General features: G+C 34.8%; 23 protein-coding genes and 1 pseudogene. 7 read left to right on the top strand and 17 right to left on the bottom strand.

The window, feature by feature from the left end; translation table 11 throughout:
• Positions 1-47 precede the first annotated feature (47 nt).
• Both RMA94_RS14245 and RMA94_RS14250 read left to right on the top strand, forming a co-directional pair.
• On the top strand, positions 48-1,037 hold the full coding sequence (locus tag RMA94_RS14245) for a hydroxyacid dehydrogenase (RefSeq protein ID WP_080973570.1): 990 nt from the start codon (positions 48-50) through the stop codon (positions 1,035-1,037).
• 75 nt (positions 1,038-1,112) lie between these two features.
• The gene (locus tag RMA94_RS14250; protein ID WP_017399159.1) at positions 1,113-2,432 is read left to right on the top strand and encodes an MFS transporter; all 1,320 of its coding nucleotides are present in this window, start codon (positions 1,113-1,115) and stop codon (positions 2,430-2,432) included.
• 62 nt (positions 2,433-2,494) lie between these two features.
• Here RMA94_RS14250 and RMA94_RS14255 read toward each other — a convergent pair whose 3' ends face one another.
• From RMA94_RS14255 to RMA94_RS14270, 4 genes are all read right to left on the bottom strand, one after another.
• A complete protein-coding gene (locus RMA94_RS14255) occupies positions 2,495-3,193 on the bottom strand; it encodes an IclR family transcriptional regulator (RefSeq protein ID WP_002113797.1) in 699 nt (232 codons plus the stop codon).
• Between the two features lie 318 nt (positions 3,194-3,511).
• Complete coding sequence (locus tag RMA94_RS14260) at positions 3,512-4,645, bottom strand: OmpW family outer membrane protein (RefSeq protein WP_311083551.1); 1,134 nt, start codon at positions 4,643-4,645, stop codon at positions 3,512-3,514.
• 342 nt (positions 4,646-4,987) lie between these two features.
• Positions 4,988-5,224 carry a hypothetical protein gene (locus RMA94_RS14265; RefSeq protein WP_013197775.1) on the bottom strand — a complete coding sequence of 79 codons (237 nt, stop codon included), beginning with the start codon at positions 5,222-5,224 and terminating at the stop codon, positions 4,988-4,990.
• A 7-nt stretch (positions 5,225-5,231) separates the two neighbouring features.
• Positions 5,232-5,441, bottom strand: a complete 210-nt coding sequence (locus tag RMA94_RS14270; RefSeq protein WP_311083554.1) for a hypothetical protein — start codon at positions 5,439-5,441, stop codon at positions 5,232-5,234.
• A gap of 351 nt (positions 5,442-5,792) precedes the next feature.
• Here RMA94_RS14270 and RMA94_RS14275 point away from each other — a divergent pair, with 351 nt between their 5' ends.
• Positions 5,793-5,969: a hypothetical protein gene (locus RMA94_RS14275; protein WP_262519633.1), complete on the top strand. Its 177-nt coding sequence runs from the start codon at positions 5,793-5,795 to the stop codon at positions 5,967-5,969.
• 254 nt (positions 5,970-6,223) lie between these two features.
• Here the strand turns inward: RMA94_RS14275 and RMA94_RS14280 are convergent, their stop codons facing one another.
• Positions 6,224-6,460: a hypothetical protein gene (locus RMA94_RS14280; protein ID WP_061875132.1), complete on the bottom strand. Its 237-nt coding sequence runs from the start codon at positions 6,458-6,460 to the stop codon at positions 6,224-6,226.
• Positions 6,461-6,652: 192 nt separating this feature from the next.
• The gene (locus RMA94_RS14285; protein ID WP_000770264.1) at positions 6,653-6,793 is read right to left on the bottom strand and encodes a hypothetical protein; all 141 of its coding nucleotides are present in this window, start codon (positions 6,791-6,793) and stop codon (positions 6,653-6,655) included.
• Between the two features lie 249 nt (positions 6,794-7,042).
• Here RMA94_RS14285 and RMA94_RS14290 point away from each other — a divergent pair, with 249 nt between their 5' ends.
• Positions 7,043-7,495: a hypothetical protein gene (locus RMA94_RS14290; protein WP_311083556.1), complete on the top strand. Its 453-nt coding sequence runs from the start codon at positions 7,043-7,045 to the stop codon at positions 7,493-7,495.
• A gap of 100 nt (positions 7,496-7,595) precedes the next feature.
• Here RMA94_RS14290 and RMA94_RS14295 read toward each other — a convergent pair whose 3' ends face one another.
• The 6 genes and pseudogenes from RMA94_RS14295 to RMA94_RS14320 form a co-directional block, all read right to left on the bottom strand.
• Positions 7,596-8,375 (bottom strand): hypothetical protein, encoded by a 780-nt coding sequence (locus tag RMA94_RS14295; protein ID WP_311083557.1) that lies wholly within the window; start codon positions 8,373-8,375, stop codon positions 7,596-7,598.
• A 181-nt stretch (positions 8,376-8,556) separates the two neighbouring features.
• Positions 8,557-8,808 (bottom strand): annotated as a pseudogene (locus RMA94_RS14300) (TetR family transcriptional regulator); the annotation flags it as partial.
• A 109-nt stretch (positions 8,809-8,917) separates the two neighbouring features.
• On the bottom strand, positions 8,918-11,317 hold the full coding sequence (locus RMA94_RS14305; protein WP_311083558.1) for a membrane-bound PQQ-dependent dehydrogenase, glucose/quinate/shikimate family: 2,400 nt from the start codon (positions 11,315-11,317) through the stop codon (positions 8,918-8,920).
• Between the two features lie 331 nt (positions 11,318-11,648).
• Positions 11,649-12,242, bottom strand: a complete 594-nt coding sequence (locus RMA94_RS14310) for a glutathione S-transferase family protein (RefSeq protein WP_311083559.1) — start codon at positions 12,240-12,242, stop codon at positions 11,649-11,651.
• A 70-nt stretch (positions 12,243-12,312) separates the two neighbouring features.
• On the bottom strand, positions 12,313-12,732 hold the full coding sequence (locus tag RMA94_RS14315) for a DoxX family protein (RefSeq protein WP_017403364.1): 420 nt from the start codon (positions 12,730-12,732) through the stop codon (positions 12,313-12,315).
• Positions 12,733-12,744: 12 nt separating this feature from the next.
• On the bottom strand, positions 12,745-13,317 hold the full coding sequence (locus RMA94_RS14320; protein ID WP_017403365.1) for an FMN-dependent NADH-azoreductase: 573 nt from the start codon (positions 13,315-13,317) through the stop codon (positions 12,745-12,747).
• A 158-nt stretch (positions 13,318-13,475) separates the two neighbouring features.
• Here RMA94_RS14320 and RMA94_RS14325 point away from each other — a divergent pair, with 158 nt between their 5' ends.
• Positions 13,476-14,393 carry a LysR substrate-binding domain-containing protein gene (locus RMA94_RS14325; RefSeq protein WP_000654049.1) on the top strand — a complete coding sequence of 306 codons (918 nt, stop codon included), beginning with the start codon at positions 13,476-13,478 and terminating at the stop codon, positions 14,391-14,393.
• A 54-nt stretch (positions 14,394-14,447) separates the two neighbouring features.
• Here RMA94_RS14325 and RMA94_RS14330 read toward each other — a convergent pair whose 3' ends face one another.
• Together RMA94_RS14330 and RMA94_RS14335 are read right to left on the bottom strand one after the other, a co-directional pair.
• Positions 14,448-15,509, bottom strand: coding sequence for an MBL fold metallo-hydrolase (locus RMA94_RS14330; protein ID WP_017481061.1), 1,062 nt, complete (start codon positions 15,507-15,509; stop codon positions 14,448-14,450).
• 193 nt (positions 15,510-15,702) lie between these two features.
• Positions 15,703-15,879, bottom strand: coding sequence for a hypothetical protein (locus tag RMA94_RS14335; protein WP_017481060.1), 177 nt, complete (start codon positions 15,877-15,879; stop codon positions 15,703-15,705).
• 312 nt (positions 15,880-16,191) lie between these two features.
• On the opposite strand from RMA94_RS14335, the gene RMA94_RS14340 reads away from it, so the two are divergent.
• Both RMA94_RS14340 and RMA94_RS14345 read left to right on the top strand, forming a co-directional pair.
• Positions 16,192-17,526, top strand: coding sequence for an MFS transporter (locus tag RMA94_RS14340; RefSeq protein ID WP_032052081.1), 1,335 nt, complete (start codon positions 16,192-16,194; stop codon positions 17,524-17,526).
• A gap of 49 nt (positions 17,527-17,575) precedes the next feature.
• On the top strand, positions 17,576-18,439 hold the full coding sequence (locus RMA94_RS14345) for an alpha/beta hydrolase (protein ID WP_311083560.1): 864 nt from the start codon (positions 17,576-17,578) through the stop codon (positions 18,437-18,439).
• 38 nt (positions 18,440-18,477) lie between these two features.
• On the opposite strand, the gene RMA94_RS14350 is transcribed toward RMA94_RS14345, so the two are convergent.
• The 3 genes from RMA94_RS14350 to RMA94_RS14360 form a co-directional block, all read right to left on the bottom strand.
• Positions 18,478-19,044, bottom strand: a complete 567-nt coding sequence (locus RMA94_RS14350; protein WP_068556871.1) for a TetR/AcrR family transcriptional regulator — start codon at positions 19,042-19,044, stop codon at positions 18,478-18,480.
• Positions 19,045-19,822: 778 nt separating this feature from the next.
• The gene (locus RMA94_RS14355) at positions 19,823-20,707 is read right to left on the bottom strand and encodes a bile acid:sodium symporter family protein (RefSeq protein WP_068556869.1); all 885 of its coding nucleotides are present in this window, start codon (positions 20,705-20,707) and stop codon (positions 19,823-19,825) included.
• Between the two features lie 76 nt (positions 20,708-20,783).
• Positions 20,784-22,421 carry an AMP-binding protein gene (locus tag RMA94_RS14360; protein WP_311083561.1) on the bottom strand — a complete coding sequence of 546 codons (1,638 nt, stop codon included), beginning with the start codon at positions 22,419-22,421 and terminating at the stop codon, positions 20,784-20,786.
• Positions 22,422-22,432: the final 11 nt, after the last annotated feature.

The raw sequence follows: 22,432 nt of genomic DNA on the forward strand, positions 1-22,432 counted from the left end.
TAATATGGATTATTAAGGACGTATTTTGCTCAAAATACTTAAATGGAGTGCAAGTCAAAATGAAACGTAAAGTTCTTATCACGGGGCCAACATTAACTTCAGATGCGTTACTGTATGCTCAGTCCCATGATATTCAGTTGATTCCAACTGAACCCTACATGGCAAAAGATGAAATGGAAAAACTCATCCATGATGAACAACCTGATGCAATCATTGTTCGAACAGGCAAACTTTCTAGAGATATGATTTTTGCTTCTGATAATTTAAAAGTGATTGCAAAACATGGTGTTGGGTTTGACACAATTGACACTCAAGCTGCTGCTGAACGAAAAATTCCTGTCACTATTGCAGTAGGCGCAAATGCACAATCTGTTGCCGAACACGCTTTTGCACTCATGTTTAATGTTGCTCGACAAGTCACATGGTTAGACCAACGTATTCGAGAAGGTCATTGGGACAAAGCAAGTGCAAATGGTGTGGAGCTTTATGGCAAAACGTTGGGCTTAATTGGTTTAGGGGCAATCGGTAGCATACTCATGAAGTTAGTGGCTCCCTTAAACATGAAAGTAAAAGTATATGATCCATTTTTACAAAATTTGCCAGAGCTCGATTATGTAGAACAGGAACACGACTTTGAAAAACTTTTAGAAACCAGTGACATTATTAGCCTACATTGCCCACTTACAGCAGAGAATAGACACTTATTTTCTCATGCCCAATTTGAAAAGATGAAACGCTCAAGCATCTTAATCAATACCGCACGTGGTGAATTAATTGATCAAGCTGCATTAGTTGATGCACTAAAAAATAATAAAATTGCTGGTGCAGGTTTAGATACCTTTTCTTCAGAACCACCAGAAAAAGATAATCCACTATGGGAATTACCTAACTTGGTTGTGACTCCTCACATAGGAGCAAACACAACAGATTCACGTAATCGCGTCGGTCTTTTAGCACTTGAACAGATTGTGAGTATTTGGGATGGCCAATTACTAAACCCACGAGCTATCGCTAACTGGAAGTTACTCAATAGCTAATCATGGAACTCAATTGTTTCTAAGCTTTTAGATGCGAGAACAATTAAAATACTGAATATAAAAAAGGATTTTTTTATGTCTACAGAATACTCTCAACCGAGTGCGATTGAACGCGAAACGATGCGCAAGGTGGCGTGGCGATTACTGCCTTTTTTAACAATTTGTTATGTCATCGCTATTATTGACCGTGGCAATATTGGTATGGCTTCATTACAAATGAATGAAGACCTTGGATTAACAGCTACTGCTTTTGGTTTTGCCAGTAGCTTATTTTTCTTTGCATATTTTCTATTTGAAGTACCCAGCAACCTCGCTATGCAAAAATTTGGAGCAAAAGTATGGATTGCCCGAATTATGGTGACATGGGGGGTAATATCATCCGCAACTGCATTCGTTGAAAGCTCCACATCATTATATATTATGCGGTTCTTACTCGGCGCTGCCGAAGCAGGCTTTTTCCCTGGTGTAATTTTATATTTAACCTATTGGTTGCCTGCAAACTATAGAGCCAGAATGGTCGCAATATTTATGGTGGCGATTCCGGGTGCAAACTTTATCGGTTCACCATTATCTGGGCTTTTATTATCCCTAGATGGTTGGTTAGGCATGCGTGGATGGCATTGGCTATTTATTTTAGAAGGCATTCCTGCTGTTTTACTGGGTATCGCCTGCCTATTTGTTCTCACTGATCGACCAGAACAAGCAAAATGGCTCAATAGCGAACAAAAAGCTTGGTTAGTTGAAAGATTACAGTTTGAACGCCAACAAAAAACCCCAATTGGCCATATTTCACTATGGCAACTTTTAAGGAATAAATATATTTGGTCTATGATCATTATTTATTCTGGTGCTTCTGCTGCTGGAAGTACAATGAGTGTTTGGGCACCTCAATTAATTAAATCATTTGGTTTAAGTAATTTAGAAATCGGTTTAGTAAATGCGATTCCTTATGGCTTAGCTTCTATTGCAATGATTTTTTGGGGTCGTAGTTCTGATCGTAAAAATGAACGCCGTTGGCATACAGCAATCACACTATTGATGATCTCTTTTGGTTTATTAATTGCTTTGTTCACGTCTTCACTTATTGGCACAATCTTTTTACTCAGTGTCGTATTAATTGGTGCTTATTCTATGAAAGGACCTTTCTGGGCTTTAGCATCCTCATGGATGTCACCGACTACAACGGCGGCAGGACTAGCAGCAATTGGCGCATGCGCTAACCTGATTGGTGGCGGCATGATGGTGAATATCTATGGCGCAATTCATGATGCAACAGGAAGCCACGCTATTGCCTTACTTCCACTTGCAGCCTTAAATCTCGTGTCGGCTATCATGGTTTTCGTTATGTCTAGAAAGAAAGCTGTTTTGTTTAGCCAACCACAAAGTACTTCATAAACAACATACATAAAAAGGGGCTAACGATTTAGCCCCCTTTTTTTATATCTACAATATTAGAATTAATTACGAATACTCTTACCACCTAAACTTTTCGTTAAATCATCTGCAATTTTGAAGAAAAAATCCCCCACAGATTTTGCAATTTCCGCAGTAAAACGACTTGATGGCCCCGAAACGACTAATGCTCCAACCACATCATTTTGAGCGTCAAATACTGGCAATGCCATTGAAGCAGCATGTGGCTCCGTTACACCCGTTGAATAAAAAGGTTCAGTTCTCGCTAAAACTTGTTCGTGTGTTGATCGCAATGCTTGAGCGCCTGCTGCCCCATCCATTGGTCGAACTTCGCCCGGCTGAATATGAACACGCAGTCGATGGGTAGAGTTCACTCTATATTGGCAAAGACGATATGCCCCATGTTTAACGTAAAATGAAGCAGTTTCACCAGTTTCATCAACAAGTTGCTGTAAACACGGCACCACATGTCTTTCTAGATCTAAAGCATCTTGATAAATTGTATTTAAACGCATAACTTCGCTGGCAAGCGTATATCTGCCATCCGAAAGACGGTTAACAAAACCAAAATCTTCTAGCGAAACAATTAAGCGCATGATGGTTGCTTTATTTAATTCTGTTCGTTCTGCGAGTTCTGCTAGGGTTAAAGATTTATCACCTATTCTAAAAGCAGTTAACAAAGTTAAAAGGCGATCAGCCGATGCATTTCCGCTTGTTGCTGGGTGAGGTTTAATTTTAACCATGTTTTTCCTACAATAGCTTGATATCAATTTTAATGTATTGAATTAGGTTTTTAACTTTACCATATTTCTTATATTTTAATTTAATCTCTCAAGTGACCTTCGGTTTTTCTTTAATCAACCATATAAAGCTTATTTCTTTCAGATATTTATCATAAAAAAATAAGTTCTTCCTTGATTTTACAAATAGACCACTACACTGCTTTGCTTATAAAAACCCCGCCAATACTTGATATTTGGCAGGGCTTTCCATGCACAGAAAATACGACAGGTTAAATCGTAAATTTTCCTAAACGAAAGAATAATATTTAAATGAGGATATTAAAAACGATAACCCACACCTAGATATGTAATTAAAGGATCAATATCAACTTTGGTTGAGGCATAAATTAGTTGCTTACCTGTTTTGCTATCAATCACATCAATATTTGCGCGGTTATTTAACTTTGCATAAGACACTGAACCAACAGCATACCAATTTGGCGTGATGTCATAAGTAGCGCCTAGACTCACAATTGGTGCAATCGCATCAGTCGTTTTAACTCGTACATACGGATTTGCACTTGAGGTTTTACCATCTAAGGCTGCACCAGCATTGTTATCTAGAACATTCTGAATCATATGACCCGCAGCAATTAAGTCAGAATTAATTTGGTCGTTTAACTTAATGTTAGAGAAGCGTGAATACATAATTCCGGCACCAATATATGGACGGAATTTATTTACTCCGGCCTTACCAAACTGATATTGAGCTTCTAGTGCTGGAGTCCATGCACGTACCGTAGCAGCTTTCGATTTATTACCAAGATTAGTGATCGGAATGTCTTGTAATAAATCAAGTTTATCCCCTATAACCAAAGCAGCTAACCCTTCAGGATTTGCAAAACCAGATAGCGGTGCGTTGATTTCTCCTTTCCCCTTAATATCAACTTTTGGAGGAATCCCACCGATTAACTGTAAAGACACGTTCTCATTCACATAGTAATTGAACATTAAACCCAGAGTGTCTACATCTTCTGCTTCAAGCCCTGTGCCTTTACCTTCCCATTGCTCTAGTCCTTTAATGGTTGCTGTACCCGTGATATCTGGCGAAACCATGTCATTTTCATCTACAAGCCCTAATAACTGACCAACCGATTGTTGCTGATTGCCGTTTTCATCGACTGGATGACTAAATACCATATCAAGAACTTCTTTGGCATTTTCCCCAGTTGATAAGGTTGCATTAGGGTCTATTGATTTCATAAATGCTGAAGTAGAAATAGTTCCGACTTTGGCAGTGGTTCCATTTGCTACAGCAGTATTTATGTTGAATGGATTTGCTTTCCCTTGTGGCATGACATGCAACCATCCAGCAGATACAGAAAACCGTTTAAATTCTGCATGTGCTGTTTGAGTTCCCGTTACAAAAGCCACGGCGAGCAGATTTCCGCCTATTAATTTTATAATATCCATTTTATTTCCTTTATTTTATTTAAGAGGTTTCCATTAACCTCTTCATTTAAAATAAAGATTTTTTTAACTTTTGGTAAAATTTTCCGACAAAAAGCATTATAAAACAATATATTAATTTTACTTAATTTATTTTAATTGATTGAAAAATATACAATATAAGTGAATTTTCTATGGAATTTATAAATTAAAAAAAAGCCCATCTTCCGATGAGCTTTTTATTTAATTAAAATTACCGGTATGTATTAGGCTTTAAATTCTGCTAATACTAGACTTATAAGATCTATGATTTAAATACAACGACTACTTATTAAAAAAAAAGAGCACCTAAGTGCTCTCTTGTTCTTATTGATTTTTGGATAAGGCAAAATTTATTGCCCTGTCATATGCGTGTTCTTGTAACTCTGTATATACATAGAAATGCTGTTCTGTCTTGGTAACAGGATTAATGAGTTTCATTGCTTCATAACTATGAGTATTTAAATCATTAGGATCAACATCAAATGCTTCTAATTGCTGCTCTCTCCACTCACCACTTAGAACACCACCCACACAAAGCCATTTTGTTGAATTGTCTGACATATCATGTTTACTCTATATAATAGCTGTTGCCATCAGAACTGTTGAAAACCATATTTAAAGTAGGGTAAATAAATTCACCTCTTAACAAAATATATTCAACTTTGGCTCTCTGAACTCTAAATGAATGATTGATTCTATTAGTATTTTCCTCTGTATAGTTTGCCTGTGCCCTTGTTTCTTTTCCTTGGTAATCAATAATTGTAATGTCTTTTAGCATTAATATGCTCCAATTTAATTAGACATATTATGCTTAACAAAATTTTTATACTATCAATATTTTGTAGGCAACTAATTTAAATTAATTTTTAAAATTTAATCATCTGTACGTTGAGAAAATTTATATATGTGTGCTTTATGTACCCCTACTTGAAATTGAGATAGGATAATTTCAAGTTTTAAAGGATAAGACTCAACAGGTTACATATAATTGATTTTATTTACGAAATATAGAGTCGAAATAAAGTCCATTTCTATGACATATCAACACATATCAGTCTTAAAACAACCGTAATGTAAAGTGATTTAAAGCGTAGTATGAACTTTCCCTAGTGAAGATAAGAAGATAAAAATGTCAGGTTTTAAAAGTTTTTCTCAAAATACAACTAACAACGCTAATATCATTAAAGCCCAAATGAATAAGCATTCTGCAACACAAGCACCTACCGAAACTCAACCATCAGAAGTTCCTGGCACCGTAAAAGATTTGCCTGAGAATAATGATCAACCTGATCCAAATAACAAATAATTTCTTATTAACAGTGCCTTGGAAGTTATTTTGAGGTCCTGCTACTACTAAGAATAAATTAGTGCACTGATTTATTATACTATTAACTACTTTTATCAATTTGATTTGTTTAGTTATTTTAAGAAATTGCAGCCATTCATTCCAGAAAATTGATATGACTAGTCTCTCAGATATGAGGGGCTTTTTTAATTGTATTTCTACTTAACCAGTACTTACCCACTCATTAAAAAGAGCACCTAAGTGCTCTCTCATACTTATTGATTTTTGTATAAGGCAAAATTTATTGCCCTATCATATGCCTGTTCCTGTAACTCCGTATATACATAAAAGTGCTGTTCTGCTTTAGTAACAGGGTTAATAAGTTTCATTGGTTCATAACTATGAGTATTTAAATCATTAGGATCAACATCAAAAGCTTCTAATTGCTGCTCTCTCCATTCTCCACTTAGTACACCACCTACACAAAGCCATTTCGTTGTATTGTCTGACATATCTAATCCATATTTTTGGAGGTGTTTACATACCATATCACGCCGTTCTTCGAGCTGTATTATTTTTTTCATGACTAAAAAATCGATCATCTAATTAAATGACTTCTTTAGTAAAGTAACTTTAGGATCCATCACAATAAAAAAAGCCCATCTTCCGATGAGCTTTTTATTTAATTAAGAATATTAAATGCATTAGGCTTTAAATTCTGCTAATACAAAGTTTTTTACTATTTCATCAAAATTAGGTTTCAGAAGAGTTGGCTTGCTATCTTTTATAGTTTTATACCAATAACTCGCTGCAACTCCCATACTAATCAAAGCTAACAATTTCATTGCTCACCTCACTTATTTGGAAGAGTGAAACTTAAAGTATCATTCGCGTTTGTAGCGTTCCAACTCGTTTTAGGGAGGTTTCTGTATGTTTTTTGAGCAATGTGTAATATAAAAAATCCCATCTTTAGGAGCTTTTTTTTAAGGACAATAGTGCAATTTACTTACACTTCTTCTCATATAACTTATACTTAGTATCGGTCCTCTACAGGGTCTATTTTCAATAAAAGATAAATAAAGGAATCTTCTAGAATGAAGAAATATTTATTAATTTGCCTTTTACATATTTTTACTACTGCTTGTAGTGCTAAGCCAACCCCACAAGAAGAACTAGATATTCAAGCTACTTTTTTACCTACTGTCTTCAATCTCGATGCTGGTACTTATGCTTTAGCCCCAAAACAAGCTCCTACAGCTTTAACCAACCAATTATATGAGGATGCCTTATTTAAGCTTGGTTTATTAAAAAGATATGATGACCAGGCAAGTGCAGAGTCCAAACTTGAAAAGTCTGTAAGACCAGTTGCATTAAATACTTTATGTTTAATGAGTAAGTTTGTTAATAACCCAACTTATATAAAAGCTGTAAAGCATAGTATTGAGCAAGAACCTGATTTAAATAAATGGCTCAAAGAAAAACAACCAGAATGGCAAAAAGCTTTGAAAAAAGAGAACAAGGAAATCTTTGATCAATCTTGCCTATAAAAGTACATAAGAATTAAGTAAAAGCATTTTTCTATAATCAGAGGTTCTTTAATATTACAATTTCATCCATTTTCTTAAAGTTTATCTTGTGAAAGGATCTTTAATTTAAAAAATTTAATGTTTGTGGATATTTTTCAGCAATTTCCTTAGTAACTTTTAAAGATCGAAAAACCTCAGGGATACTTAACATGTCTACATAAGGAATATGTAAAATGCTTTTCTTTTTTCGTAGAACACCTATTTCATACAATTCATTTATCTCTTCACATCCTAATTTTATTTCAAAACAATAACCTAAAAACACCATTAAATATGAGATATTTTTACCATTTGATCTAGGTGCAAGATTAGTGATAACTCCCTGTATTACATCTTCTGTATAATAATTTCTAGAATCTATCAATTTTGATATTCTCACAGAAAAAAGATTATGGTCTAAAGTTACTTCTCCTAATATACATTTTTTCAAATATTCTGTAATTTCTGTTGAGAATTTCACTTGTCTAAAAACTTTATGTTGAGAAATAGCTGCTCTCCAAATTATTGAAATAACGTACATAATTAAGCGATATTGATTAACTGGTACAATCGTCAAATATTGGAGGCGAATCTTATGCTTGACCCCTTTTTGCTTATTTTTTAAGACCCAAAGTGCATAATTTTCATATCTAGAATTTAGCAAATTTTCACAATCATTACATAGCATCATTGATGCCCATTGATCTGTTGATCTAATTATTCTTTTATTCTCTGGTTCAGTTACCAAGCCATAATGCGTATTACTCCTTTTTAGAAGCTCTCGAAATACTGATTTCCCAATTACATGCGAATTTTTAAGCTCTTTAACTTGATCACATAATTTACATGTTTTATTTTCCATAAAATATAATTACTAAATTTATTCAGCTGTTAAAATAATATATGTTTATTAAAAAACCAGCTAGCAAATCTAAAAAAATTAACCATAGAATCAATTGTTTTCTTTTATTGAATAACAAACCTTATGATTTGATAAGCTTTAAAACATATAAGACTTTATAAAAAAAAATAAAGCTTCACACTTAACAGAGTTCGACTCTGTCAAAAAACCTCTCCACTACCACATCCCTTTCTTCCAAACTTTTTGAGCTTAAAATTTGAAACATCAAGCCATCAATCAGATTTAAAACCATGTCGGCACTTGGTTTTAACGCATGAGTTTCCAAACTAAAAACCAAATCAAAAAGTTCTTAAAGCAGCTATTTTCTATACTCAATTGCCATGTGGCAAGCCTGCGGGTAAATCTATTTAGTTTCAAAAATGGCTTTAAGTATGCGGTGCCGCCCAATTATGCCACCACACCTCAAGCAGTAAAACTAAGAAAAAAGAGACCTTTTATGGCCTCTTTTTCTAAAAAATAGAACTTGGTAAAAGATTTTAAATTTATTTTTTCATTAGTTTAAAAGCAACTACATAGTCACCGGGCGGTGTTTGCATAAAGTAATGGCCACCTGCAACAATAACAACATACTGCTCTCCATCAATAGAATAAGTCATAGGTGTTGCTTGTCCACCCGCAGGTAATTTGGCACTCCAGATCGACTTACCAGTTTTACTGTCAAAGGCATGCAAACGGTTATCAGTTGCAGCAGCAACGAATACAACTCCACCATCTGTAATAATAGGCCCACCATTATTAGGTGTACCAATATTAATAGGTAAATATGTTGGCAATCCAAATGGACCATTGTGCTCTGCTGTTCCCAAAGGTTTTTGCCAAATCACTTTCTTGGTGTTCATATTAATAGCGGTAACCATGCCATAAGGCGGTTCATTGCATAATACATTGGTAATTGGAGCATAGAATGGTTGAACATTTACTGCATAAGGCGATTCAGCCATTGCCGCAATTGAGCCATTTTTCTTAGCACTAAATTTCGGATCATCCATCGGTAAAATACCTTCTTGATCTGCTTTAGCTCTTGCAACCAACTGGTTGTACATTGGGGTATTACTCCAGTTAGCGATCAAAATACCATTTTTAGGGTTATAGGCTATGCTTCCCCAATCACTACCACCATTAAATCCAGGATATTGAATCCATGGTTTATTAACCGTAGGAGGAGTAAATTCACCAACATAATATGCTTGTCTATATTTAATACGACAAAGCATTTGATCAATTGGTGATATGCCCCACATTTTTGATTCTGTTAAATCTGAAAACCCTAATCGAGGAATATCTACAGACCATGGTTGTGTAGGCGAACGCACATCATCTGGAATAACAGATTCAGGAGCTTGGCGCTCGACAACTTTTGAAATGGGTTTGCCTGTAATTCGGTTTAATACAAATGTTTGTCCTCTTTTTGTTGGCATAATGAGCGCTGGAACAATCTTTCCTGATTGATCTTTATAATCAAGTAGAGTTGCTTGTGATCCTAAATCATAATCCCATGCGTCCTTATGAACAGTTTGAAAGCTCCATTTTTTTAACCCTGTTCGAGCATCCAATGCAACAATTGCGGTAGAAACTTGATTTTCTTCTTCTGTACGTAAAGCGCTATAGTAGTCGGGCGCCGAACTTCCTGTTGGAACATAGACTGTATTTAATTTTTCATCAACAGTCATAACTGTCCAAGAGTTAGGCGTACCACGGCTATAGGTTTCACCTTTTGGAGGTAATCCATGTCGATTTGGTTGTCTTACATCCCAAGCCCATTTAAGAGAGCCAGTATCAACATCATATGCACGTATTACCCCGGATGGAGCTGTACGGCGTTGGTTATCTTGAACTTTATGGTTGACTACAATTACTCCATTTACTACAGGGGGTGGCGATGTAACAGCCATGAATCCTGGAACTGTATGACCAATTCCTTCTAGCAAGTTCACATGTCCGTTTGTACCAAATTGGGGACATTCCTTTCCTGTTTTTGCATCTACCGCTATAAGTTGCATATCTAGCGTGCCTTCAATCACCTTTTCATGACATATTTCATTCTCAGGAATTACTTTTGAAGTATAGAACGTGACACCGCGACACACTGCGGTCGACGGTAATTTTTCATAAGCTAAATTATGCTTATATTCCCAAATTTTCTTACCAGTACGCGCATCTAATTTCAGCATGTTATTGGTAGCAGTACACAAGTAAAGAGCATCATTGACTTTAATTGGTGTTGTTTGGGCAGCCCATTTATTTTTTTTATCTACAGGAGGCATATCTCCTGTACGTGTTACCCAGACTTGTTTTAATTGATTAATATTTTCAGGGGTAATTTGATTAGTGGGTGAAAAACGGGTTCCCTGCGCATCTCTTCCATAATACCGCCAATCTTCAGTAGGCTGTTGATTATCCGAATGGTATTGAGTAAGAGCTGTATTTGGAATTTGGTTTTGATCAAATGTAGAGTAATGTGGAAACCAAGCTAATGCACCCGCCATAATAAAACATAAAATGACTAGACCTGTTAAAATACGAGAGATTCTTTTGCTAACTCCTTGTTCAATATAAGGTAAAAGCAAAGTTAAAAATAAAGTAAAAATAGCAATTGTTGCAACCCTAGGTATCCACCCCCAGTATCGATCACCTACCTCCCACATTGTCCATATTAAAGTATAAATAAAGACGCCAGCAAAAATTTTAGCTCCTAGCAATTTATTTCTGAATAAATAAAAACTTGAGACTAAAAGTAAAAGCCCTGTTATCAGATAATAACTAGATCCATTCAGATAGATTAAATACGCACCCCCACAGTACAATATAAGGGCAAATATCATTTGAAATAGTGCATAGGTTTTTATAAAAAAAATATGCATATTAGTAGGTGCATCTTTCATTAATACCTCTTTAATTTTTATAGAACATGAGAGTGCTAATGAATAGTTAACTAACCTCTTTAAATATGATTTTTTCAATACTTAAAGACTCATTTTTAATTCACGCTTTCTTATTATATTTTTTTTAACGCAAATCTTTGTTGCCAAATTCACAACTTTAAATTTCACTTTTGACAACATAATTTATCTTTAAGGTATAATTTTAATTATTTATTTAAATTTCATTCTACAAAATACGTTATTTCTATAATCTATTTTATGACTATAAAATATAAAAGAGGAACACTCGTATGTTCCTCTTTCTATATAAAATTTATTGAGAAAAACTTGATTAAAACTTTAGAACTTCTTGTATAGAACTTCTTTTTTCCAAGTTATATTTCAAATTGAGAATCTTAGGCCATTTCTCTAAGTCTATAGAAAAATAGTCACACCAATGAAGCATTACAAAGAAATAGAAATCTGCGATTGAGATTTCATTGCCGTTTAAATACTGATTTGACTGAAGTTTATTTTCAATAAAATCAAAACTTCTTGACAACTTATGTTTGGATACTTCAATCCAAGACTCAATCTTTTCTTTGTAGAAAAAAGCAGAGAAATTTTTATGTATATCCATACTAATAAATGACAATAGACTCATCATTTCATAACGTTCAAAAGAACTAGATTTGGGTATTAGATTTTTCTCTGGAACCAAGTCAGCTAAATAAGTCAGTATTGTTGTAACTTCAGTTATGACTTTACCATTTTCAAGTCCAAGTGCTGGAACTGCCCCTTTAGGATTAATCTTTAAATAATCCAATCCGGACCCAGTGACTTTTGTTGATAAGTCTACAAACTCTGTATCAAATACTTGCCCTGTTTCTTTTAAAGCAATATGAATCGCCATTGAACAGGCATGAGGATAAAAAAATAATCTCATTGATAACAACCATTATTTAAATAGAAAAATAAAGGTAAAAATACAAATATGTACCTTTACCTTTCTGAAATTATTTAAGTTTCTTATCTACACTCAGGCCGCCTGCACCAAAGATAACAAGAGCCAGTAGACCTCCAGCCATTGAAATGTTTTTCATAAACATAATTTGGCTGTTCATATCAGAACCACTGTGAAATAGCACTGCTGCCACTAACGAGAAACCAAACAATAGAAATGCTGCAAGTCGCGTTTGAAGACCAATCAATACAAGGAAACCACCTCCAAATTCAACCAGAATTGCTAATGGCAATAATGCAGACGACACTCCCATAGACTCCATATATCCAGCATTACTCGAATATTGAAATATCTTTCCTAATCCGGATAAGACAAAAATTACAGATATCATTACCCGCATTAGAAGTGATGCAAATCCAAATACTTTTGGATGTTGGATAATTTTTTCGATTGCGTTATTAATTCTAGTCATGATTATTCTCTCTCAGTTTGGAGCAGGAATAGCAAACATTTGTGGAATACTATTAATTGCTTTACTAATTGATTGAGAACGCGTTGGAAAAGCCATTCCTTCAGCACGTACTACAAATACGTCTTGTATACCTAAGAAATTAAAAATATCTTTTAAATAAGATTCTTGATGATCCATAGGAAATTGATCACCATAAGCACTACCGCGAGCACTCACAATAATCACTTTCTTACCAGAAACTAAGCCTTGTGGCCCATTCTCTGTATATCTGAAAGTCCGACCTGCAATTAAAATTCGGTCAATCCATGCTTTCAATGTAGTGGGAATACTCAAGTTGTACATCGGTGCACCTAGTACAAAAATATCCGTTTCTTCAAATTGTTGAAGAATACGTTCATCAACTTGTGCTTCTTCACTCAAACTATCAAAGTGTTTTGAAAAATGTGGAAGTGGCTCTACATGCAAGTCGCGATAGGTTACCTCTAAAGGCCCATGTTTTTTTAACTCTTGAACTACTGCTTGCCCAATCTCCCGAGTAGCCGAGAATTCACCGAGAGCACTTGAGTCTAAATGTAAAAGTTTCATTTCATACCTATAAGGGTTTTAAGTCGTGAAATGAGTTTATTCGTTTTATATTTGCCACTTAAGCCCTATAATCGGGAACATATGTTGCAAAAAATGCAACCAACAAAGATAAAGTTCGAAGTAAGATAAATTATTGGTTCATTAAGGTTAAAACACCGATGAAAGATTTAAATGATTTATATATTTTTGCTTTAATTGTCGAACATGGTGGTCTAAGTAAAGTAGAACAAAAAACAGGTATATCTAAATCAAAATTAAGCAGAAGACTCTCAAATTTAGAGAAAAATTTAAACGTTAAATTATTACAACGAGACTCGAGACAAATTAAGCTTACGGCAATCGGTGAGCAGATTTATCAATATGTACAATCAATGCTTTTAGAGGCGCAAACTGTTTATGACTTAATAGATCAGTTACGCGGTGAGCCGATTGGATCAATTACTGTAAGCATTCCTATAGATGTTGCAGAAAGAATTATGCCTCTCATTCTTCCTGAATTTATGGATAGATACCCCAAAGTAGAAATTAAATTTATTGTCACTAACAAGAGAGTTGATATCCTTAAAGAATCTGTCGATATTGGGATCCGTATTCGACAGAACTTAGATAGCGATCACAATTTAGTGATGAGACATCTTGGTTATACACAATCAGTATTAGTCGCCAGTCCACAATATCTCAACCAATATGGTACACCTACGCATCCTAGCGATTTAAGTAAGCATAAATTGTTAAGTAATATCGAAAATGAAAATCAAACTTGGTTCTTTAGCAATCAAACTATTAATGAAAATGTAAGTTTGCCTATAAAACCATTTATCAAAGCTGCAAGTTTAACTTTGCTTAATTGTTTAGCTACCGATGGAAAAGGTATCGCTTTGCTGCCTTTGTTAAAATGCAAAAGCCTGATATTAGAAAAGAAACTTATCGTCGTTTTACCTGAATGGGAACTTCCAACTGGAAATTTTCATTTAATCTTTCCATCTCGAAGCGGTGCTTTACCAGCATCAAAGGTTTTTCTTGATTTCTTAATCGAAAAAATTCCTCCTCTACTCAAAGAAATGCAGGATATTTAATTAAAATAAATATATAAAAAGTCTATACCCGATTTTAGGTATAGACTTTTTTTACTATTGATAGGCATACATTAATAAAGCTGTGATTTCACCATTCTTTGGAACTGAAGTTTCAAACCCATAATATTGTCCATATTTTGGTCGTAAATATTCAGTTGCCTGATTACCTATTGCATCAAGATATGCTGGTAGCTGGGCCATATGTGAATTTGTTTTCTGAGGATCAGGAGCTCCTACTCCCCACTGCACTACGCCATATGATTGGCCCACTGCTTGTTTCATATCTTTTAGGAACTCTAAATAGAAATCTACATCAGCTTTAGATCCAACATTTCCATGGCCACCACTCAGAAATACCCAATTTAAACTTTTTAATTCTTTTAAATTTTCTTCAAAATAAAGAGGAACTTCAGCACCAGCGAAACCCCAATAAGGTAATTGATCGGCATTTATTAAATCGGGAATATGTGCAACTTTCTCACTTGGAATTAACCAAACACCTGTATCGGCAGTATGTGCTGCATATTTGAAACCATGTACCTGAACATTCACCCCTTCAAAATTAAAACTACCATTTTTAAAAGGAATTGTTTCCGTAGGTTTTGGTAATTTACTTTTAATTCGGTTTAAAAGCTCTGCTGTAGCATCAGATGAAATAATACGTACTTTGACACCTGCCTTTTTAGAAGCTTCAACAATTACTGGAGCTGAGCTGATATGATCAGCGTGCGCATGCGAATAGACAATTGTTGTAACAGGTAATTTTGTTACTTCTGAGATGGCTTTTAAAATCTTTTCTCCAGCATTTTCAACTGGGTCAAATAACAGTACTCCTTTTTCACCTACATAAAACATCGTTCCATAAAATTGAGATTGAAAAAAATAAGTATGTTCTGTCATACGTTGCAGTACATACTCTTGCTGAAGATTTCGGTTATATAGCCGGTCAATTTTTTCCGATGGATTTAAAGCTTTTTTACTCGATTGGGAAACATAAACCGCATTTACAGTAGAGGGAGCTTCTGGAATATCTATCGTACTTTGAGCATTGGCTCCATGACTTATGTTCAAATACATTAAGCCTAGTAGTGTGGTATTTAAAAAGATCTTTTTCATTCGAAACCTCAGATATACAATTAAATTAAATGTTCTATACTTGATAAAAACATTCTTATATTTCTGATTTCGAAAGATTAAAACAAGCTACTAAAATAAGAACTTAAGTTGCAAAAATAAGAACAGTCAGCAGTTATTTTTTAACTTAATATTCTCGTATTAATAAATTTTTTTTAAATATAAATGCTCAACGCTATTTTCTAGATTCGTAACAGGCTTTTTTTAAGTTTTCCATTGCCTCTGCTGGCATAGGTGCTGTCATCATTGCATGATAATTCATACATTCTGGGGTCTCTTCCTTTTGCACATTCTGATTAGTAACACAGGCAGAGATAATAAAAGGGATAGATAATATTCCTAACAATTTCATAAGCAAATTCCCAAATTATGATGAAATAATTCTAAATAATTTTATTTTAATATATGTTTGATTTTGTTAAAAAAGAAAATTTACTTCATACAACAACTTTAAAAAAAATATTAATTTTTAAAATGAAACAATTAATTGAAAAATATAACTTAATTAAAATTTGGAATTATCGGATATAAATCTGGATAAATTGGATATCTTATATCCTATAAAAAACAATAATAAAGCTTAAAAGCATCTTCATCTTTAACCTAAATTCATAAAACCTATTCTACATTTTTATGAATATTTAAATAAATTTCAGGAATGTATATGATTAAAATAGATGTGAACGATATTGTAGATAGAGAAAAACTAGCCCCCCTCCAGTGGGTAGTCTTTGTTTTAGGTTTCTTAGTATTTTTCTGTGATGGACTTGATACTGGAATCATAGGTTTTATAGCACCACCTTTGTTAGATGAATGGCAAATTTCAAAGGCCGAATTAGCTCCTGTATTTGGTGCTGCTTTAATCGGTATGAGTATTGGCGCCTTAATATCAGGTATTTTTGCAGATAAGTTTGGCCGAAAGAAAATAATGATTATCAGCATGCTAATCTTATCTATATTTACAATAATCTCTGCTTACTCGACCAATACAGCAGAACTCATTATCTATAGATTTATTACTGGACTTGGGTTAGGTGCAACAATGCCTAATGTTAGTACAATCGTTTCAGAATATATGCCTAAAAAGCATCGAGCATTTCTCACGGGTTTAGCTGGTTGTGGATTTCTAATGGGAGTATCTTCTGGAGGGTTCCTTTCAGCTTATCTATTAAAAATTTTTAGTTGGTCTGAATTATTAATTATTATTGGCTTGATACCTGCATTACTTACCCTTGTACTCATTTTCTCCCTGCCTGAATCCACACAATTCCTTATTATCAATAACCAACAGAATAAAGCACTTTTAATTTTAGAAAAAATACATGGAAAAAAAATTGAGAAAGAGTTTGTCTTATCTTTAGCGGAAAAGGAAGTTGTTGAACAAAATAATCCACTTAAAGATATCTTTAGCAAATACTTATTTGGTTCATTAATGTTATGGCTTTGCTCTTTTATGAGTTTATTAGTGTTTTATCTTTTTACAAGCTGGATGCCTACAATTTTAAAAACTGTTGGTTTTGATCTACAACAATTAAGTCTTATGTCTACTTTATTCCCATTCGGGGGTGTGATTGGAGCTATGATCATGTGTAGATTTATGGATAGATTAAATCCAACCAAAGTGATTACTTCTTCATATTTCTCGGCATTCTTATTATTCATTCTTCTTAGCTTTACGCATACAAACATTAGCCTCTTTTCAATACTGATCTTTATGATTGGAGGCCTATTAGCAGGTGCCCAAACAGCATTATTTCCGTTAGCTACTCTTTTTTATCCAGCGAACTGTAGGGGCTCTGGCGTTTCATGGATGCATGGAATAAGCCGTATTGGGGCAATTTTAGGATCATTTTTAGGTTCTTTCATTTTTACTTTAAAGCTAGATATGAGTTCAATTTTCTTAAGTTTAGCCGTACCTAGTTTTATTGCTTTTATTTGTTTAGCACTTAAGTGGTATCGGGAGCTAAATATAGCTAAACAAAAATTTAAAGTTGTCTGAACTAATTAATTACTATCCTTTTATTAAATAAATTGTTATCGAGGCTTATATGACAGACCTATTCTTCTCAAATCTTCAAGAAAGAGAAATTCAATACAATGCAAGAAATTCAGTGGCTGATTTTGATGCTTGTATGAAGGAATATGCACGACTTGCGCAGAAATCCAAAGATGCGATTACAGGCTTATATAATCTACATTACGGCTTAGCTAGAAGAGAAACATTAGATATTTTTCCAGCAAAGAAACAGCCTTCACCAATTTTTATCTATATCCATGGAGGCTATTGGCGGGCACAAAGTAAAGATGATGCTTGCTCTATGGCTGAAAATTTTGTAGCACATGGAATAGCGGTGTCTACAATTGAATATAGCCTCTGTCCTCAAGCATCACTTTTTGAAATTGTGAGAGAAGTAAGAACATCGATTGCTTGGATTTACCATAATGCTAAAAATTATGGCATAGACCCTGAGCAAATATATATAGGCGGGAGTTCAGCTGGAGGACATTTGGTTGCAATGCTGTGGAATGATTGTTGGCAAGAAGAATTTAATTTGCCAAAAAATGTCATTAAAGGTGTTCTTGGGTTAAGTGGCCTTTATAATTTATTACCCTTATGTGATACCAACATTAATGAATGGCTTAAACTCAGTCCAGAACAAGCAACTAACCTCAGCCCTTATGAAAATTTACCATTGCCAGTAAATGCTGCACCACTCATACTCAGTGTAGGAGAGCTAGAGACAGAAGGTTTCAAAAATCAAACCAATTTTTTCTACTCAATATGCAAAGAAAAAGGATTAAACGTTTCATTAATTAAAGATGAAGGACATAATCATTTTGATATTGTGAATACCCTTGCCGACAAAGATAGTCTGTTATTTAAAAAAATGTATGAAATAATCTCTGACTAAGTTTATAAGATTATGGCTCTTTCAATAGAGCCATCTATTTATAAATGTATTTGCTTATTTGTAAAAAACCTCTCCACCACCACATCCCTCTCTTCCAAACTTTTTGAGCTTAAAATCTGGAACATCAAGCCATCAATTAAGTTTAAAACCATATCCGCACTTGGTTTTAACGCATGATGGGTGTCCAAACTAAAAACCAAATCAAAAAGTTCTTTAAGCAGCCATTTTCTATATTCAAGCGCTATACGGTAGGCCTGCGGGTAAATCTGTTTAGTTTCAAAAATGGCTTTAAGTAATAGATAGTACAGGCTATTAAAACTGACATGTAAAACAATAATCTCTTTAAGTTTATCGCTTGAGGTTCGGTAACGGCTTGAGTAGATAATTGCCAGCACTTCTTCTTTGAGTTTGCTTTTTTGAAAGGATACGCACATTTCAATAAGCCGCTGTTTTGAGTGAAAGTAATTATAAAAAGTGGCTTTAGGAATTTTGGATTTTTTGACGATTAAGTCCACGCCCGTATTGTGAAATCCATAGATATTAAACAGCTCAATTGCTGTATGAAGAACCTGTAATTTTTTGGAAGATCTTTCTAAAGTTGGCATCGTTTTACCGTTATAAATTCTTGTTGTTGCTAAAAGAGATTAAAAAGCCTGTGCCTTTTCTGGGAGAAAAAAAGGCACAGCAAAGCCGTAAAGACTGTGCTTGGCACATCTCAAGTTTTATTGTTGCTAAGTTTTAGACGTAATGATTTAAAGCCTGAAAAGCCTATGGCTCATCAAACTGCTTTAAATTGATTTAAGTTGTGTCGAGATAGATTTTGACAGTGACTGCCAATAATTTATGAATGTGCATAGCCAACTCCTTCTTTTGGGAGTTCTGCCAAAGCATTATAAATTATGGTGGCAGAACGGAAGCAGGTTGACGGACTGGGTAAGACTCCAGCACACCCGAAGGTGTCCCACTCCCGTCCTACCGCTACGGGAGGGAACGGGGTGTGCACATATGAGTATCCCTCAGAAGGAATAGCTCTGATGTGGTCTTACAAACTCGGTCCGTCAAAACCGACTGGCAATGTAGGCCAGCCCGCAAATGGTAATCTTCAATATTTGAGCTGTCAATGTGAAATTGGCTAGAAATTATTTAATTAAATTATTGTTTTTCATTTAATTACATAATTAAGAAAAACCTTAAATATTGGCTTAACAATTTGCTTTTATAACAGCACTCTAACGCTTTCTTTTTATTGTGACTACGCTGACTCGGCCATAAATATTTTAAATTTTGAGACTAAAAAAGGAGGTATTGACCTCCTCTTTTAATTCAAATTATAAACATGTGGTGGTAGTTAAATATCTTTATCTGCAAGATATTAAGTTCGTTTTAGGTGATTGTTGATATTTGTGCCATCTCTTTCTTTTCTAGACGATTTAGCAATGTGCCAAAGATTGCGGCAACAATGTACATAAATAATGAATAAACTGCTGCTGGCATAGCGGCCATACTGCTTGCCATTACAGTAAATGCAATGGTCATAGCTAAGGTACTGTTATGAATCCCAATTTCAAACGCACAAGCTTTTGCCTGAAAGCTATTTACACCGAATAATCGTGGAACAAAATAGCCAACCATTAAACTACATACGCAGAACAGCAAAGTTGCCAATCCAATTTGCCCAATATACGTCATCAGATTTTGGTAATCTCGCGCAATTGCCAATATGATGATGGATACGAGAAAAACAATAGCAAAAATACGCACAGGTTTATTGAGCTTTTCAGCCATATGCGGTGAAAAATGACGGACTAACATCCCAATACCCACGGGCACTAAAATAATGAGAAAAACTTGTATGATTTTAGAGAATTGCAAACCTACGTTTTGTCCATTTTCCATAAAGTGTTGTATTGCAAAATTCACAATTAATGGAAGTGTAAAGGCAGCAATCACCGAATTTATAGCCGTTAAAGTAATATTTAAAGCGATATCACCTTTATAGAGATAGCTAAATAAATTAGCAGTTGGCCCGCCCGGTGATGCAGAAAGGAGCATTAATCCCACAGCGAGCAATGGTGGTAAAGCAAGAACCTTACAAATAATAAAAGCAATACTGACTAAAATAACCAGTTGGCAAAATAATGCGATAAAGACTGCTTTGGGGTGTTGTCGTACACGTTTGAAGTCATTTACGGTCAGCTCTAGACCTAAACCAGCCATAATAATTGCAAGTGCAATTGGTAAAAATACGGTAATTAATCCTGAACCCATAATCTCATTCCTTTTTTTCCATTTATTGATGGACCTTCTAGTCCCATACGCTTATGTTTTTAATTAAAAGTTCTTATTAAACTTTTAGTTCTTTTCTTAAAATTTTACCCACGTTCGACTTGGGTAATTCATTAATAAATTGAATATAGCGTGGTTGTTTGTAGCCTGTCAGGTTTTCTTTTGCATAGGTCTGGATTTCTTCAACCGATAAAGAGTCATCTTTTTTAACAATAAAGGCTTTAGGCACTTCACCCGATTTTTCATCTGCAATGCCAACCACGGCGACTTCCAAAATTTTTGGATGTTGGGCTAAAACTTCTTCAATTTCGTTCGGAAAAACATTAAAACCTGACACTAAAATCATGTCTTTTTTACGGTCAATAATTTTGGTATAGCCTTTTTCATTCATGAAGCCAATATCACCCGTTCTAAAGAAACCGTCAGCAGTCATGACTGCTTTCGTTTCTTCAGGTAAATTCCAATAACCTTTCATGACCTGCGGGCCACGAATTGCAATTTCTCCAGTTTCACCGGGTGCTAATTGGTGACCTTCATCATCCAAAATTGCAATATCCGTGCTCGGGACAGGAATACCGATCGTGCCACTAAAAGTATTAGAGATTGGTGGGTTAAAGGTTGCAACAGGCGAAGTTTCTGATAAGCCATACCCTTCACGGATAATACGTCCTGTCAGTTTTTCCCATCCATCGGCAGTGGATTTCAAAATTGCCATACCGCCGCCTGTAGTAATTTCTAAACGGCTGTGGTCCAATTTATTAAAGCCTTCATGATTAATCAGTGCATTAAATAATGTATTTACAGCAGGAAAAACCGTAGGACGATATTTTTCAAAACAATGTACGAGAGCATCTAAATCACGCGGGTTTGGAACTAAAACAGTGGCATAACCTTTATTCATTGCACTATGCAATAAACAGACAGTAAAACCAAAAATATGATAAAGCGGTAAGGCACAGATCGCTATTTCATCTTCAAAAGCATCTCGGTCACCAAAATAGCTTTTAAAAACCACATTATTTTGTAATAAGTTGGCGACAATATTTTTATGGGTTAATTCTGCGCCCTTGGATACACCTGTGGTTCCGCCCGTATATTGCAAAAGCGCAGTGTCCTCAAGAACAAGCTTAGGACGTATATAGTCTCGGGCATTTGTCTTCAATAAGATTTGCTTAAAAGCGTATTTTTTAGAATCTAAGGTGTCTAATTCAGTAGGTTGGTCTAACATTTCAGTCATGGTGGTCGTAATAATCTGCTCAACCGCCACTTGCTCTTTGACAGCGTCATAAACAGGTAAAAACTGCTCTAATATAAATAAGACTTTTGCGCCTGCATCATTTAATTGATGCTTTAACTCACGTGCTGTATAGAGGGGGTTAATATTGACCAGAATGTAACCTGCACGAATGACGGCAAGTGAAATAATTGGGTACTGAATAATATTGGGCATCATTACGGCAACACGTGTACCTTTTTCTAGCCCTAAACTTTGCAAGAATGTTGCTACTTGTCGACTATATAAATCGATTTCAGCATAAGAAAAAGATTGATCTGCAAATATAAAAGCCTTTCTTTGCTGGAACTTATTAAAACTATTGTCCCATAAATCGAGAAGTGAAGTTTGTTCATCCGGCAATGTAATCGTACTTTCTATATTCCATTGCTTATATTCATCTAACCAGATCTGTTTTGTCATCTTATTGTCCT

Source organism: Acinetobacter sp. V115_6 (genome assembly GCF_031799025.1).
In the GTDB taxonomy this organism is placed as follows: Bacteria; Pseudomonadota; Gammaproteobacteria; order Pseudomonadales; family Moraxellaceae; genus Acinetobacter; species Acinetobacter pittii.

Excerpts from the sequence above, each read along its gene's own strand:
- RMA94_RS14305 (WP_311083558.1), bottom strand. The coding sequence starts at position 11,317 with ATGAAAGATGCACCTACTAATATGCATATTTTTTTTATAAAAACCTAT.
- RMA94_RS14350 (WP_068556871.1), bottom strand. The coding sequence starts at position 19,044 with ATGCCAACTTTAGAAAGATCTTCCAAAAAATTACAGGTTCTTCATACA.
- RMA94_RS14280 (WP_061875132.1), bottom strand. The coding sequence starts at position 6,460 with ATGTCAGACAATACAACGAAATGGCTTTGTGTAGGTGGTGTACTAAGT.
- RMA94_RS14355 (WP_068556869.1), bottom strand. The coding sequence starts at position 20,707 with ATGGGTTCAGGATTAATTACCGTATTTTTACCAATTGCACTTGCAATT.
- RMA94_RS14340 (WP_032052081.1), top strand. The coding sequence starts at position 16,192 with ATGATTAAAATAGATGTGAACGATATTGTAGATAGAGAAAAACTAGCC.
- RMA94_RS14265 (WP_013197775.1), bottom strand. The coding sequence starts at position 5,224 with ATGTCAGACAATTCAACAAAATGGCTTTGTGTGGGTGGTGTTCTAAGT.
- RMA94_RS14275 (WP_262519633.1), top strand. The coding sequence starts at position 5,793 with ATGTCAGGTTTTAAAAGTTTTTCTCAAAATACAACTAACAACGCTAAT.
- RMA94_RS14345 (WP_311083560.1), top strand. The coding sequence starts at position 17,576 with ATGACAGACCTATTCTTCTCAAATCTTCAAGAAAGAGAAATTCAATAC.
- RMA94_RS14330 (WP_017481061.1), bottom strand. The coding sequence starts at position 15,509 with ATGAAAAAGATCTTTTTAAATACCACACTACTAGGCTTAATGTATTTG.
- RMA94_RS14335 (WP_017481060.1), bottom strand. The coding sequence starts at position 15,879 with ATGAAATTGTTAGGAATATTATCTATCCCTTTTATTATCTCTGCCTGT.
- RMA94_RS14270 (WP_311083554.1), bottom strand. The coding sequence starts at position 5,441 with ATGCTAAAAGACATTACAATTATTGATTACCAAGGAAAAGAAACAAGG.
- RMA94_RS14310 (WP_311083559.1), bottom strand. The coding sequence starts at position 12,242 with ATGAGATTATTTTTTTATCCTCATGCCTGTTCAATGGCGATTCATATT.
- RMA94_RS14250 (WP_017399159.1), top strand. The coding sequence starts at position 1,113 with ATGTCTACAGAATACTCTCAACCGAGTGCGATTGAACGCGAAACGATG.
- RMA94_RS14325 (WP_000654049.1), top strand. The coding sequence starts at position 13,476 with ATGAAAGATTTAAATGATTTATATATTTTTGCTTTAATTGTCGAACAT.
- RMA94_RS14290 (WP_311083556.1), top strand. The coding sequence starts at position 7,043 with ATGAAGAAATATTTATTAATTTGCCTTTTACATATTTTTACTACTGCT.
- RMA94_RS14315 (WP_017403364.1), bottom strand. The coding sequence starts at position 12,732 with ATGACTAGAATTAATAACGCAATCGAAAAAATTATCCAACATCCAAAA.
- RMA94_RS14295 (WP_311083557.1), bottom strand. The coding sequence starts at position 8,375 with ATGGAAAATAAAACATGTAAATTATGTGATCAAGTTAAAGAGCTTAAA.
- RMA94_RS14360 (WP_311083561.1), bottom strand. The coding sequence starts at position 22,421 with ATGACAAAACAGATCTGGTTAGATGAATATAAGCAATGGAATATAGAA.
- RMA94_RS14260 (WP_311083551.1), bottom strand. The coding sequence starts at position 4,645 with ATGGATATTATAAAATTAATAGGCGGAAATCTGCTCGCCGTGGCTTTT.
- RMA94_RS14320 (WP_017403365.1), bottom strand. The coding sequence starts at position 13,317 with ATGAAACTTTTACATTTAGACTCAAGTGCTCTCGGTGAATTCTCGGCT.
- RMA94_RS14285 (WP_000770264.1), bottom strand. The coding sequence starts at position 6,793 with ATGAAATTGTTAGCTTTGATTAGTATGGGAGTTGCAGCGAGTTATTGG.
- RMA94_RS14255 (WP_002113797.1), bottom strand. The coding sequence starts at position 3,193 with ATGGTTAAAATTAAACCTCACCCAGCAACAAGCGGAAATGCATCGGCT.